The sequence below is a fragment of the Myxococcales bacterium genome (assembly GCA_016717005.1).
Classification (GTDB): Bacteria; Myxococcota_A; Polyangia; order Haliangiales; family Haliangiaceae; genus UBA2376.
This window is the reverse complement of the sequence record JADJUF010000008.1, coordinates 142,844-155,802: the sequence shown is the minus strand read 5'-3', so window position 1 is coordinate 155,802 and position 12,959 is coordinate 142,844. Positions and strand designations below refer to the sequence as shown.

Genomic DNA, 12,959 nt, shown 5'->3' with positions numbered 1-12,959 from the left:
CATGCTGCGCCTGTCCGCCCTCGTCGTGTCGCTCGCCATCCTGGCCGGCCTGAGCGCGTGCGGTCGCTACGCGGTGCGGCCCAACGAGAAGGAGTTCCTGGCCGATCCGGTCATGGCCTTCGACGGGGATCCCCAGGAGGCCGCGGCCGACGATCACGTCCTGACCAACCGCGAGGGCGCGGCCGGCGGCGCCGGCGCCGGCGGCGGGGGCTGCGGGTGCAACTGACCCGCACGCACGCCGCGCTCGCGGGCCTGGCCGCGCTGCTCGCCGCGCGGGCGGCGCCGGCCCGCGCCGACGACGGCATCGACGTCAACACCACGTGGTACCAGGAGCAGCGCCAGGGCGGCCAGGGCGGCCTGACGGTCGTCCACCCGCAGCTCGACGCCAGCGTCGACGTCGGCGACCACACCACCCTCGCGCTCGGCTACGCCGCCGACGCGGTCACCGGCGCCACCGCCGCGGTCTACGCGGTCGACGCGGTCTCGTCGGCCACGACGTTCTCCGATCTCCGGCACGTCGGCACGCTCGGGCTCGGCTTCGCGGGCCGGCGCTCGCGCCTGGGCCTGTCGGGCACCGTCGGCGTCGAGCGCGACTACCTGTCGCTGTCGGTCGGCGGCTCGGGCGCGGTCGACCTGCCCGGCAAGAACACCAACCTCGCGGTCAGCTACAGCCACGCCCGGGATCAGGCCTGCGACAAGGCCAACGCCGAGCTGCAGCCGCTCGAGCGCCGCGCCCTGACCGGCGCCGATCCGTGCGCCAAGGACTACGGCGTGTTCGGCAAGGACACGCTCGACGCGACGATGCTGGTGACGACCACCTGGCGCGAGCTCACGATCGACACCGCCCAGGCGACCGTGACCCAGAACCTGTCGCCGACGATGGTGCTCCAGGCCAGCCTGTTCGGCCAGGTCCTCGACGGCTTCCAGTCCAACCCGTACCGCCGGGTCCGGGTCGGCCCCAACGAGCCGCAGGAGCACATCCCCGACACCCGCGCCCGCGTCGCGCTGTCGGTCAAGCTCAACCGCTACCTGCCCAAGCTGCGCTCGGCCGTGCACCTGTCCGGCCGCGCCTACGCCGACAACTGGGGCATCAACTCGGGCACGGTCGAGCTGGCCTACTCGCAGTACATGGGCTCGTCGCTGCTCTTGCGGGTCCGGGCCCGCGCGTACCAGCAGACCGCCGCGACGTTCTTCAAGGACGCGTTCTTCTACGAGACCGAGTCGACCGCGGGCTCGTACTTCACCGGCGACCGCGAGCTGTCGCCGGTCCGCAACGCCGTCATCGGCGGCAAGCTGACGCTCCTGTCGGTGGCCGAGGACGACAAGAAGGTCTGGGGCCTGTTCGATCGGGTCGACTGGAACCTCAAGACCGACGTCTACTTGCTCGACGAGCTCCCGGCCGACGACGAGGCCGCCAACGTCGGCGGCCGCGACACCCAGTTCCTGAGCTCGAACCAGCTGCTCGATGCGTTCGAGGTCCAGCTGGGCCTCCGGACCGCCTGGTAGCCGCGGATCGCCCGCGGCGGCGCCGACGACGCGCGCGCGCCGCCCAGCGCCCGGCAGCGGCGCGGGTCGTCGGCCGAGCCCGGGCCCGTGGCGGCGCGTACGGTGGGCTTGCCTGAGCGCCCGCGCCAGGTCGCGCTCACGCGCGGGCCACGCGCGCGCGACCATCGCGCATGGCCCTCGGCGATGACGATCGCGACGGACCGAGCGCTCCTCCGGGCCGACGTGGGCGTCGACGACCGCCAGCGGAACGCCAGCGGCTCGCCCAGCGGCGCCGCTAGTCGTCGGCCGGGCCCTCGACGCCGATGCCGTACTTGCGCAAGAGCTTATGCAAGTACTTCCGATCCATGTCGGCGTCGCGCGCGGCCTTGGAGATGTTGCCCTCGGCCCGGCGCAGGAGCCACGTCAGGTAGCGGCGCTCGAACGCCTCGGTCCAGCGCTCTTTGGTGTCGCGGAACGACTGCCCGGCCTGGAAGTCGACCAGCTCGCCGGCGCTCGCGGTCCGCATCAGGTCGCCGCCCAGCGGCGCCACCAGCGCGCCGGGATCGCTGCCCAGCGCCAGCGCCCGCTCGATGACGTTGCGCAGCTCGCGCACGTTGCCCGGCCAGTCGTGGGCGTACAGCGCCGCCCGGGTCGCGTCGGTCAGGGTCGGCACCGGCAGCCCGGCCGGCGCCAGCTTGGTCAGGAACAGATCGATCAGCGCCGGCACGTCGTCCTTGCGGTCGCGCAGGGCCGGCGCGGTGATCGGGACGACGTTGAGGCGGAAGTAGAGGTCCTCCCGGAACTTGCCCTTCTCGACCTCGCTGCGGAGATCCTTGCGGGTCGCCGCGATCACCCGCAGGTCGACCTTGAGCGTCTTGGCGCCGCCGACCCGGCGCAGCTCGCGCTGCTCGAGCACGCGCAAGAGCTTGGGCTGGAGGTCGAGCGACAGCTCGCCGAGCTCGTCGAGGAAGACCGTGCCGCCGCTCGCGAGCTCGAACGCGCCCTGCCGGGTCGTGACCGCGCCGGTGAACGAGCCCTTCTCGTGGCCGAACAGCTCGCTCTCGATCAGCGTGCCCGCGACCGCGCCGCAGTCGACGACGACGAACGGGCCGGCGTGCCGCGGCGACAGCAGGTGCAGCGTGCGCGCGATCATGTCCTTGCCGGTGCCGGTCTCGCCCTCGATCAGCACGGTCGCGTCGGTCGGCGCGATCCGCTCGATCAGCCCGAAGATCTCGCGCATCGCGGTCGACTTGCCGACCATCTCGCCGAGGGTCTCGCGCTCCGACGGCAGGATCTCGATCCGCTCCTCGAACGGCGTGAACTTCAGCTCGACCGCGCCGGCCGCGACCACCGACCCGGCCCGGAGGTACGCCTCCTTGATCTCGGCGCCGTCGAGGAACGTGCCGTTGGTCGAGTGCAGATCGCGGACGAGGTAGCCCTTGGCGTCGCGGACGATCTCGAAGTGCACGCGCGAGACGGTCTCGTCGGACACCACCAGATCGTTCTCGGGCGCCTTGCCGACCCGGAGCACGTCGCTGGCGACCACGAACTCGGTGCCGCGCTGGGTGCCCTTCGTGACCACCAGCTTGCAGCGCCGGAGGTTGACGGTGGCCGGGGTCGCCTCGCGGCGGATCCGGGTTCCGCCCAGGACATCCATCGCCGCCAGTGTACCACCGGTGGCCCGCGCCCCCCGATGGATCGCGGCGCCTCCGCGCGTTGACCCCGCGCCGGGCGCCACGCTACCGTCCCGGCAGTGCTGCGCATCCGCAGGGGACTCGTCGCCATGGTCGGATCGGCGCTGGTGGTCATGGCCACCGCGCCCGCACGCGCCGACGACCCGGCGCGCGCGGAGGCCGACGCCGCCGCCGCCGCCGCGACGCCGTCGGAGGCGCCGTTGCCATCGTGCCTCGATCAGTCGATCAAGGACGAGCTCGGCCAGACGCTGCGGCCGCGCGGCGTCCAGAAGCGCGCGTTCACCAAGCGCGGCCACGTCGAGCTGATGGCCCGCGGCGGCCTCTACGCCGGCGACCTGACGTCGTCGTCGTGGATCGCGGGCGGCGCGATCGGGTTCTGGTTCACCGAGGATCTCGGCCTCGAGCTCGGCTTCGAGCTGACCCCGGTCGCGCTCGACCTCGACAGCCCGCTGGCCGACTTCTTCGGCGACGATCGGTTCGAGAAGGGCATGGGCTACCTGCCGCTGGCCAACCTGGTGTGGTCGCCGATCCACACCAAGATGAAGATGGGCGGCGACATCGTCCACGGCGACTTCCTGGTCTACGCCGGCGGCGGCCGCCTGATCCACGACAGCGTCCAGGGCGCGACCTTCGACGCCGGGTTCGCGCTCGAGCTGTTCACGACCAGCCTGCTGACGGTGCGCTTCGACGCGCGCGACGTGATCACGGTGCAGGAGGCCGCGGCCGAGACCCGCCTCACCAACAACCTGGTCGCCAGCTTCGCGCTGGGCCTGTGGATCCCCACCCCCCTGTGAAGACGCTCACCCCTGCCCTGGTGTCCCTGGTCGTCGCGGTCGCCGCGGCCGCGCCCGCGCGCGCCGAGCCCAAGGTCACCGACGAGCGCACGACCTCGATGTGCGTCGATCGCGAGATCGCCGACCGGCTCGCGCTCAAGCGCAAGCGCCGGGGCGCGGTCGACCGGCTGTTCGTCAAGCAGCACCGGCACGAGCTGACCGCGCTCGGCGGCTACTACGCGTCGGATCTGTTCAGCGGCACCTGGGTCCTCGGCGGCGCCTACACGTTCCACATGACCGATCAGACCGCGGTCGAGTTCGGCGGCGGCGTCACCCACGCCAACGCCGACGTGATCCGCGCGATCGAGGACGAGCGCGGCGTGGTCCTGGCCGACGACTTCGCGCAGGTCCTGTACGGCGAGTCGCTGCTGGTGTGGAGCCCGGTCTACGGCAAGCTCCGCCTCGGCGGCTCGGTCGCCCGGTTCGATCTGCACCTCGACGCCGGCGTCGGCGTCGTCGACTCGGCCACCAGCCGCGGCGCCATGGGCGTGGCCGGGGTCGGGATGAAGCTGTTCGTCGGCCACGCGGTGGCGCTGCGCCTCGACGCCCGCGATCGCGTGTACCGGCAGGAGCTCCTCGACGAGCGCTTCCTGGTCAACGACACCTCGGTCACTTTCGGCTTCTCGATGTTCTTGCCGTTCGGGAACTGACCCGCGGGCCGCCGCGCGGCTCGTCACCAGCCCCGGACCGCTCGCCTACTGAACCGCACTGCATCGACGGGAGTTCTCCATGCACGGACGCACCTGGCTCCACTCTCGCGGTCGCCCGCTCGCCGTCCTGACGACGCTGGTCCTCGGCGCCGTCGGCGCGACCGCGCAGCCGGTGAAGAAGCCCCCGCCGGGGCCGCCCGCCGCGCCGACGCCCGCGCCCGCCCCGACCCCGCCGACGCCGCCGACGCCCGAGCCCTCGTCCGAGTCGACCACGCCCGAGACCGCGCCCGCCAGCGAGGCCAACGACGTCGACACGCTCCGGCAGGAGTACCTGAAGCTGCGCGACGAGCTGTTCGCGTCGCGGGCCCGGGCCGCGACGATCGCCAGCGCGCTCTACTCGACCCGGATCCAGATCAAGATGAAGTTCGGCAGCGCCCGGTTCTGGGGCGTGTCGCGCGCGGTGATCCGGCTCGACGGCGCCGGCGTGTTCGACGACACCGCCGGCGCGATCGCCACCGACGACGCGGTCCGGTTCGACGGCTGGATCGCGCCCGGCCGGCACCTGATCAGCGTGCGGCTCGAGCTGATCGGCAAGGACGACGAGCGCTTCACGACCGCGACCGAGTCGACGTTCGTGGTCCAGGCCGTGGCCGGCAAGGATCTCGAGGTCGCGGTGCGCAGCGCCGACGACGGCGACATCGCCTACGGCTGGAAGCGCGGCGAGCGCGGCGGCTACCGGCTGCACCTCGACGTCGACGTCAAGACCACCGCCCGGGCCGCGGCCGCCAAGGCCGGCAAGACCAGCGCCGCGCCGCCGCCGGCGCGGCGGACCGGCGAGGCCCCCCGTGCGCGCTAGCCGCGTGCGCGCGCTGATCGCCGCGGCCGCGCTGGGCCTCGCGGGCACCGCCAGCGCCGACGAGCCCGGCGGCGCCGCCGACGCGCCGGCCGAGGTCGCGCCCGCGCCCACCACCGCCACCGGGCGCTACTTCGCCGAGCTCGAGCGCATGGGCCTGGTCGACGCCGCCAGCGGCGACCAGGCCACGCTCACGCGCGACCTGGCCGCGGCCGAGCGGCTGCTGCGCGACGGCGATCCGATCGACGCCGCCGTCGCGCTCGCGACGATCGTCGAGTCGCCGCGCTACGCCGACTTCGCGGACTTCGTCGAGTACGGCAACGCCGAGTACTACCTGGGCGTCGCGCTCCAGGGCGCCGGCGCCTACGGCGCGGCGATGCAGGCGTTCGAGCGGGTGCTGCGGCGCGGCCCCGACGCCCCCTACTGGGGACCGGCCCACCGCCGCGCGGTCGACCTGGCGCTCGAGACCCGCGACTTCGCCGGCACGCTGGCCCGGATCGAGGCGCTCGACGCCGGCGCGGCGATCCCGCCGAGCGCCGCGGGCGAGCGCGCGTACCTGCGCGGCCGCGCCGCCTACCAGGCCGACGACCTGATCGCGGCCGAGGGCCAGTTCGCGACGATCTCGAAGAAGAGCCGGATGTACTCGTCGGCGCTGTACCTGCGCGGCGTCATCCGCACCCGCAAGGGCCAGTGGCGGGACGCGGCCGAGGCGATGTGCGAGGTGGCCGGCACCGCCGACAGCGATCGGATCACGTTCGTCGTCGACGAGCGCTACTTCACGATCAAGGACCTGGCCCGGCTCGGCCTGGGCCGCCTCGCCCACGAGCGCGGCGAGTACGACGACGCCTACTACCACTACTTCCAGATCCCGTCGGACTCGGTCCACCTGCCCGACGCGCTGTTCGAGGCGGCGTGGTCGATGTACCAGAAGCGCGAGCTCGCGACCGCGCGCGATCTGGTGGCCGACCTGCGGCGCCAGTACCCCGACGCGCCGACCTGGCCCGAGGCCGCCCTGCTGGCGGCGTACGTCGAGCTGGCCGACTGCAAGTTCGACGACGCCCGCACCACCTACGATCAGGTCGTCGCCGAGCTGGCGCCGGTCGTGACCGAGCTCGACCGCATCCGCAAGGATCCCGACGCCCGGCGCGTGCTGTTCGATCGCGCGCTGGCGCGCTGGCGCGATCAGGCCGCCGGCAACGAGCCGGCCGCGCACTCGGCCGACGTCACCGCGCGCGTGCTCGGCCTGGTCCGGCTCGATCCCGGGTTCGTGCGCCTGCACGAGTCGGTCACCGGCCTGCGCCGCGCCGCCGGCGAGGCCCCGGGCCTGGTCCGGGTCTGGAACGGCCTGGCCCGCCAGAGCCGCGCCGATCGCGTGGGCGCGGTCTCGGGCGAGCTCTCGCTCGAGGACGAGGCCGCGGTCGACGCCAACGGCGTGGCCGAGGATCTGCGCGCGCTCGACGAGCAGGTCGCCCGGGCCCGGCGCGAGCTGGCCCGGGGCAAGGCCGCCGGCACGGTCCCGGACGACGTCGCCGCCGAGGAGGGCGCCCGCCTGGCCGCGCTCGCGAGCAAGGTCGACGCCGCGACGGCCAAGGCCCGGGCGCTCGCCGCCGCCGCCGACGCCGACCGCGCCAGCGCCGCGCCGGCCGGCCTGCGGCCGCTGCTCGACGACGATCTCCGCGGCGCCCGCCGGCTCGATCGGGACAGCCACGCGCTTTTGCGCTCGCTCGAGGACGCGTCCGCGCGACAATCCCAGGCCATGGTCGACCGGCTCTACACGAGCACCAAGCGGATCCTCGACAAGGCCCGCCTGGGCAAGGTCGACGCGGTCATCGGCCAGAAGCGCGCGCTCGACATCAAGGTCCAGGACCTCGCCAGCGGCCGGTTCCCCGAGGAGCTGTACGGCCGGCTGTGGGAGCAAGGCATGATCGGCGACGACGAGGAGCTGTGGCCGTTCGAGGGCGAGTACTGGGCCGACGAGTACGAGGGCTGGCGATGATCCGGCGCGCGCTGTTCGGCGCCGCGGTGGCCGTGGGCCTGGCCGCGGCCGCGCCCGAGGCCGGCGCCCAGGTGGCCGAGGTCAACCTCGATCGCGGGCCGACCTCGGAGCTGTACCTGCGCAAGCGGCCGCCGGTGCCCGAGGCGCCGGTGCTCGACGCCGAGCTCCAGAAGCTCCTGACGTCGACCCAGAAGCAGCGCGACGAGCGCCGGCTCGAGGCCATCGGCCTCTTGCGCGAGTTCCTCGCCGGCAACCCCGAGGGCGACGCCCAGGCCGACGGCCTGTTCAAGCTCGCCGAGCTCCTGTGGGAGGAGGCCCGCCGCACCTACCTGGTCGCGATGGACGGGTACGAGCGCGACCTCGAGCGCTGCAAGACCTCGACCGACTGCAAGACCGAGCCGCCGGAGCCGCGCATCGAGCTGGCCGAGAGCGCCGGCATGTACCAGCAGATCCTCGATCACCACCCGACGTTCCGGCGCACCGATCTGGTCCTGTACCTGGTCGGCTTCGCCGCGAAGGAGGCCGGGCGCGAGGACGACGCGATGGCCCGGTTCCAGGACGTCATCGAGCGCTTCCCGGCGTCGCCGCTCTACGGCGACGCCTGGATGATGGTCGGCGAGCACCACTTCGCCGCCGGCGCCTGGGACAAGGCCCGCTCGGCCTACCAGAACATCCTGACCGACAAGCGCTCCGCCACGTACGACCTCGCGCTGTTCAAGACCGCGTGGTGCGACTGGAAGCTGGGCGAGCCCGAGCTGGCCGCCAAGCGCTTCAAGGAGGTGCTCGACCTCGCGGTCGAGGCCGATCGCTCGGGCTCGGCGTCGCAGCAGCGCCGCCGCGCCGGCCTGCGCGACGAGGCCCTCGAGTACCTGGTGATCGTCTTCACCGAGGACCGCGCCATCTCGGCCAAGGAGGTGTTCGACTTCCTCGCCTCGATCGGCGGCGAGCGCTACTCGCGCGACGTGCTCATCAAGGTCGCCGACGCGTACCTGGCCCAGGCCGAGTACGACCGCGCCGTCGACACGTACAAGTTCCTGATCGCGATGGAGCCCGACGCGCTCGGCGCCGCCGCCTACCAGCGCCTGATCGTCGAGACCTGGGCCTCGGCGCTCGATCAGCCGGAGTCGCTGGCCGCCGCCAAGATCCTGGTCGACACCTACGGTCCCGGCACCGCGTGGGCCAAGGCCCAGCGCAACCGCGACGGCCTCAACCGCTCGCTGGGCGCCAGCGAGGAGCTCTTGCGCACGCTGGCCAAGAACCTCCACGCCGACGCCCAGGCCCGCGAGAAGGGCGCCAAGCCGCCCAAGCGCCCCGCCGAACCGACCGCCGCCGACGACGCCAAGTACCGCGCGTTCCTCGACAAGAACGGGCTCACCGCCGCCTACCGCCAGGCCACCGCTGGCTACGCGCTCTACCTCAGCGCGTTCGCCGACGCGCCCGGCGCCGCCGAGCTGCGGTTCTTCCGCGCGCAGATCCTGCTGCTCAAGCTCTACGACTACGAGGCCGCCGGCGACGAGTTCCTCGCGGTCGGCAAGACCGCGCCGGTCGGCAAGTACCACAAGGACGCCCTGCTCGCGGGCATGGCCGCGTTCGAGAAGGCGCGCCCGGCCGACACCGCCGGCAAGCGCGAGCTGGTCGAGGTCGACAAGAAGTTCGCCGAGGCCGTCGACCTGTACGCGACGCTGTTCCCGGCCGACCCCGAGCTGGTCGACGTCATCTTCAAGAACGGGCAGCGGTTCTACGACTACGGCAACTACGACGAGGCCATCAAGCGCTTCGGCGTGATCGTCACGAAGTACCCCGACCACCCCGACGCGGGGCCCGCCGGCGATCGCATCCTGGCCGCGCTCGGCAAGGCCGAGGACTTCGAGAACATCGAGGACTGGGCCCGGCGGCTCAAGAGCGCCAAGGCCTTCGCCGCGCCGGCCGAGCAGGAGCGGCTCGATCGCCTGATCGTCGAGTCGATCATCGGCTCGGGCGAGAAGTACAAGAAGGCGAGCAAGTTCGAGCAGGCCGCCGGCTTCTACCTGCGCGTGCCCAAGGAGTTCCCGAAGCACAAGCTCGCGGCGACCTCGATGATGAACGCCGGCGTCATGTTCGAGGAGGCCAAGGAGCCCGAGAAGGCCGCCGACGTCTACCTCGAGCTGGCCGCCAGCTACAAGACCGCGCCCGAGGCCGAGAAGGCCGCGTTCGCCGCCGGCCAGGTCTACGAGCGCGTCGCGTACTTCGACCGCGCCGCCGAGGCCTACGAGGTGCTGATCAAGGACTTCCCGAGCAGCGCCAAGGCCCCCGACGCGCTCTACAACGCCGGCGTGCTGCGTCAGGCCCTGGGCCAGAGCGACAAGGCGATCGCCCACTACCAGGCCTACGCCAAGCGCTTCGCCGACCGCAAGGACGCGCCCGAGGTCGCCTTCCGGATCGGCGTGGTCTACGAGGAGGCCGGGGACGACGGCCGCGCCGACGCCGCCTATCGCGGCTACGCCAAGTCGTACCGCGACAACGTCCGCCGCGTGCTCGAGGCCCACGTCCGGTCGGCCCGCACCTCGCTGGCGCTGGGCCAGTGGAAGCGCGCCGACAGCGAGCTCGACGACGCCGCCCGGACCTACAAGCGCCTCGAGGGCAAGGATCGCGCGGCCACCAAGACCTGGGCCGCCGAGGGCCGCTACCTGCAAGGCGAGCTGGCGCTGCGCGAGTACGAGAAGGTCGGGCTCGACGTGAAGCCCAAGCTCTTGCAGAAGACCCTGAAGAAGAAGTCCGAGCTGCTCGGCAAGGCCCAGACCATCTACCTGAGCGTCGTCGACTACGAGGACCTCAAGTGGGCGACCGCGTCGCTGTACCGGGTCGGGCAGATCTACGACAGCTTCGCCGAGGCGCTCCGGACCGCCCCGACGCCGAACGGCCTGTCGCCGGCCGAGGCCGACGCCTACCGCGAGGCCCTCGACAGCTACGTGCTCGACATCGAGGAGAAGGCCATCGAGCTGTACGAGGCCGGCTACGGCAAGGCCATCAAGATGCAAGTCTACGACGCCTACACCAAGAAGATCCGCGAGGCGCTGGGGCGGCTGTCGTCGCAGCAGTACCCGCCCGAGCGCGAGAGCCGCAGCGACGTGCGCTCCGGCGATCGCCCGCTGAGCGGCGAGCTGATCGACGAGGTGTCGCGATGAGGCGCGCCCTGATCGCGCTGGCGCTGGTGGCCGCGTGCGGCGGCAGCAGCGCCACCCGACGCATCCAGACCACCGGCACGAAGGCGCCGAAGGTCGTGCTCGACCCGGTCAAGCCCGAGGCCCGGCGCGAGTTCGACGGCGCCATGCGCGCGCTGCGCCTGGGCGGCCCCGAGGCGCCCGAGACCGCCAAGGCCCGGCTCGCGGCGGCGGTCGAGATCGACGGCAAGCTGTGGGAGGGCTGGCACGACCTCGGCGTGCTGCGCGGCAACGACGGCGACGACGACGGCGCCGTGACCGCGTTCGACAAGGCGCTCGCCGTCAACCCCAACCACGCCCCGACCCGGGTCGCCCGGTCCGAGGTGCTGCGCCGGCTCGGACGCACCAAGGACGCGCGCGCCGACTACGAGCAGGTCCTGCGCGAGAGCGACCCCGACGATCCGCTGCGGCGCGACGCGGCCGCCCGGCTCGCGTCGCTCCTGCGCGACAGCGGCAGCTACGACGACGCGATCGACGTGCTGCGCGACACGCTGCGCGTGTCCGGCGCCAACGCTCGCATCTACACCGAGCTCGGGCTCCTGTACCTCGCCCAGGGCCGCGAGGAGCTGGCGGTGCTGGTCGTGCGCCGCGCCATCGAGCTCGACGAGAAGGATCCGGCCGCCTACAACGCGCTCGCCCTGCTCTACCTGCGCCAGGGCAAGGCCCAGGAGGCGTTCGATCGGTTCGACTACGCGACCTCGCTCGATCCCGGCTACCTCGACGCGCGCTTCAACAAGGCCAGCGTGCTGCTCGACGCCGGCGACTACGTCCGCGCCAAGGCCGAGCTCGACGTGATCGTCGGCAAGCGCACCGACGACTGGGGCGCCCGCGTGGCCCTGGGCGTGGCGCTGCGCGGGCAGAAAGACTTCGACCAGGCGAAGAAGGCGTGGCAGACCGTCGTGGACAAGGCGCCGCGACGGTCCCGCGCCCGCGGCGACGCGCTGTGGAACCTCGCGACGCTCAAGGCCGACTTTCTCGAGGACGTCCCCGGCGCCAAGGCCGATCTGGAGCGATTCCTGCAAGACGCTGGGTCGGGGCACCCGAAGCGAGTGGCCGCCGAGCAGAAGCGCAAGGAGTTAGGCTTGTGACCACACCATCGTCCGCTCGATCGAGCGGGGGCCCGCGCCCCCGGACCACGTCGTTGGTGGGGGCCAGCGCCCTGGTCGCGCTGGTGGTGATGTGTGCGATGACGTCGTCGGCGGACGCCCAACGGCGCCGCCGCGGCCGGAGCAAGCCGGCCAAGCCCAGGCCGGCGCCAACCGCGCCCGCCCCTGCCCCCACGCCGGCACCCAAGCCCGCGGGCGGCGGCGAGGTCGAACCCGCTGGTGCTCCTGCGCCGGCGCCCGCCGGTGAGGACGCCGGGAAGGGCAAGCCCAAGGTGTTCGACTTCACCGGCCTCGACATCAACGGTCGGCTGCGCACGCCGCAGCTCCTCTACTTCCTCGATCGAGCCAGCGAGGAGCTCGAGCGCGCGTCGCTCGAGCGCCGCTCGTTCATCCCCGAGATGGTGAACTCGATCGACGAGAGCAAGCTGTGAGGCCGGCGGTCGGCGCGCCGGTCGTCCCGGTCGCGCTGCGCGCGGCGCTGGTCTGGCGCGGCGAGGTCATGGGCGACCGCGTCAGCGTCGGCCAGCCGATCACGCTGGGCGCCAGCGCCAGCTCGACCTTCGTCATCCCGGATCTGTCGCTGCCGGCCGAGTTCGCGATCATCCGGCCCGGCAACCGTGGCTACCTGCTGACGCTGTCGGCCGGGATGCGCGGCACGGTCTGCATCGAGGGCGAGAAGCGCGAGGTCCACGACTTCGTCCGCCGCGGCGGCGAGGGCGGCGACGGCGCCGCCGGCGAGTTCCGCGCCACGCCGATCGGTGTCCGCGACTGGGGCGTGATCGATCTCGACGAGTCCGGCCACTACCAGCTGTTCTTCCAGTTCGTCCCGGCCGAGGTCCCGCTCGGCGCCGGCCCGATCATCCTGGGCCTGCTGCTGCCGGCGCTGGCGTTCTCGCTGATGCTGCACATGGTCTTCCTCTGGGCGACGTTCCAGTTCGAGGATGACTCCGACGACATCGTCTACCCCGGCCCCGACGATCTGACCGGCCGCTACCTGATCAGCCGGCTCACCGCGCCGCCGGATCCGCCGCCGCCGCCGCCCGCGGTCGGCGCGGCCGCCGCGTCGGCCTCGGCCCAGGGCGAGGTGAAGAACATCAAGTCCGCCACCAAGGGCGAGTCGGGCAAGTCCGGCGGCAAGGGCG

General features: G+C 72.8%; 11 protein-coding genes. 9 read left to right on the top strand and 2 right to left on the bottom strand.

Features of this window, described 5'->3' with window-relative positions:
* The first annotated feature begins 1 nt into the window (after position 1).
* Entirely contained in the window at positions 2 to 226 is a 225-nt protein-coding gene (locus tag IPL61_10450) for a DUF4266 domain-containing protein (protein MBK9031727.1), read from the top strand.
* Positions 217 to 1,506, top strand: a complete 1,290-nt coding sequence (locus IPL61_10445) for a DUF3570 domain-containing protein (protein MBK9031726.1) — start codon at positions 217 to 219, stop codon at positions 1,504 to 1,506. Before IPL61_10450 ends, IPL61_10445 begins: the two co-directional genes overlap by 10 nt.
* 274 nt (positions 1,507 to 1,780) lie before the next feature.
* Here IPL61_10445 and IPL61_10440 read toward each other — a convergent pair whose 3' ends face one another.
* Positions 1,781 to 3,142, bottom strand: coding sequence for a sigma 54-dependent Fis family transcriptional regulator (locus IPL61_10440; protein MBK9031725.1), 1,362 nt, complete (start codon positions 3,140 to 3,142; stop codon positions 1,781 to 1,783).
* Positions 3,143 to 3,238: 96 nt separating this feature from the next.
* Between IPL61_10440 and IPL61_10435 the strand changes: the two genes are divergently transcribed.
* The 7 genes from IPL61_10435 to IPL61_10405 all read left to right on the top strand — a co-directional run bounded on the left by IPL61_10435 (position 3,239) and on the right by IPL61_10405 (position 12,248).
* Positions 3,239 to 3,973, top strand: a complete 735-nt coding sequence (locus IPL61_10435; protein ID MBK9031724.1) for an outer membrane beta-barrel domain-containing protein — start codon at positions 3,239 to 3,241, stop codon at positions 3,971 to 3,973.
* On the top strand, positions 3,970 to 4,662 hold the full coding sequence (locus IPL61_10430) for an outer membrane beta-barrel domain-containing protein (protein ID MBK9031723.1): 693 nt from the start codon (positions 3,970 to 3,972) through the stop codon (positions 4,660 to 4,662). Before IPL61_10435 ends, IPL61_10430 begins: the two co-directional genes overlap by 4 nt.
* Before the next feature lie 79 nt (positions 4,663 to 4,741).
* The gene (locus IPL61_10425) at positions 4,742 to 5,518 is read left to right on the top strand and encodes a hypothetical protein (protein ID MBK9031722.1); all 777 of its coding nucleotides are present in this window, start codon (positions 4,742 to 4,744) and stop codon (positions 5,516 to 5,518) included.
* 4 nt (positions 5,519 to 5,522) lie between these two features.
* Entirely contained in the window at positions 5,523 to 7,511 is a 1,989-nt protein-coding gene (locus IPL61_10420) for a hypothetical protein (GenBank protein MBK9031721.1), read from the top strand.
* Positions 7,508 to 10,675, top strand: coding sequence for a tetratricopeptide repeat protein (locus tag IPL61_10415; GenBank protein MBK9031720.1), 3,168 nt, complete (start codon positions 7,508 to 7,510; stop codon positions 10,673 to 10,675). Before IPL61_10420 ends, IPL61_10415 begins: the two co-directional genes overlap by 4 nt.
* The gene (locus IPL61_10410) at positions 10,672 to 11,799 is read left to right on the top strand and encodes a tetratricopeptide repeat protein (GenBank protein ID MBK9031719.1); all 1,128 of its coding nucleotides are present in this window, start codon (positions 10,672 to 10,674) and stop codon (positions 11,797 to 11,799) included. Before IPL61_10415 ends, IPL61_10410 begins: the two co-directional genes overlap by 4 nt.
* 56 nt (positions 11,800 to 11,855) lie before the next feature.
* Complete coding sequence (locus IPL61_10405) at positions 11,856 to 12,248, top strand: hypothetical protein (protein MBK9031718.1); 393 nt, start codon at positions 11,856 to 11,858, stop codon at positions 12,246 to 12,248.
* On the opposite strand, the gene IPL61_10400 is transcribed toward IPL61_10405, so the two are convergent.
* The gene (locus IPL61_10400) at positions 12,146 to 12,724 is read right to left on the bottom strand and encodes a hypothetical protein (GenBank protein ID MBK9031717.1); all 579 of its coding nucleotides are present in this window, start codon (positions 12,722 to 12,724) and stop codon (positions 12,146 to 12,148) included. The genes IPL61_10405 and IPL61_10400 overlap by 103 nt on opposite strands.
* Between the last annotated feature and the right edge of the window lie 235 nt (positions 12,725 to 12,959).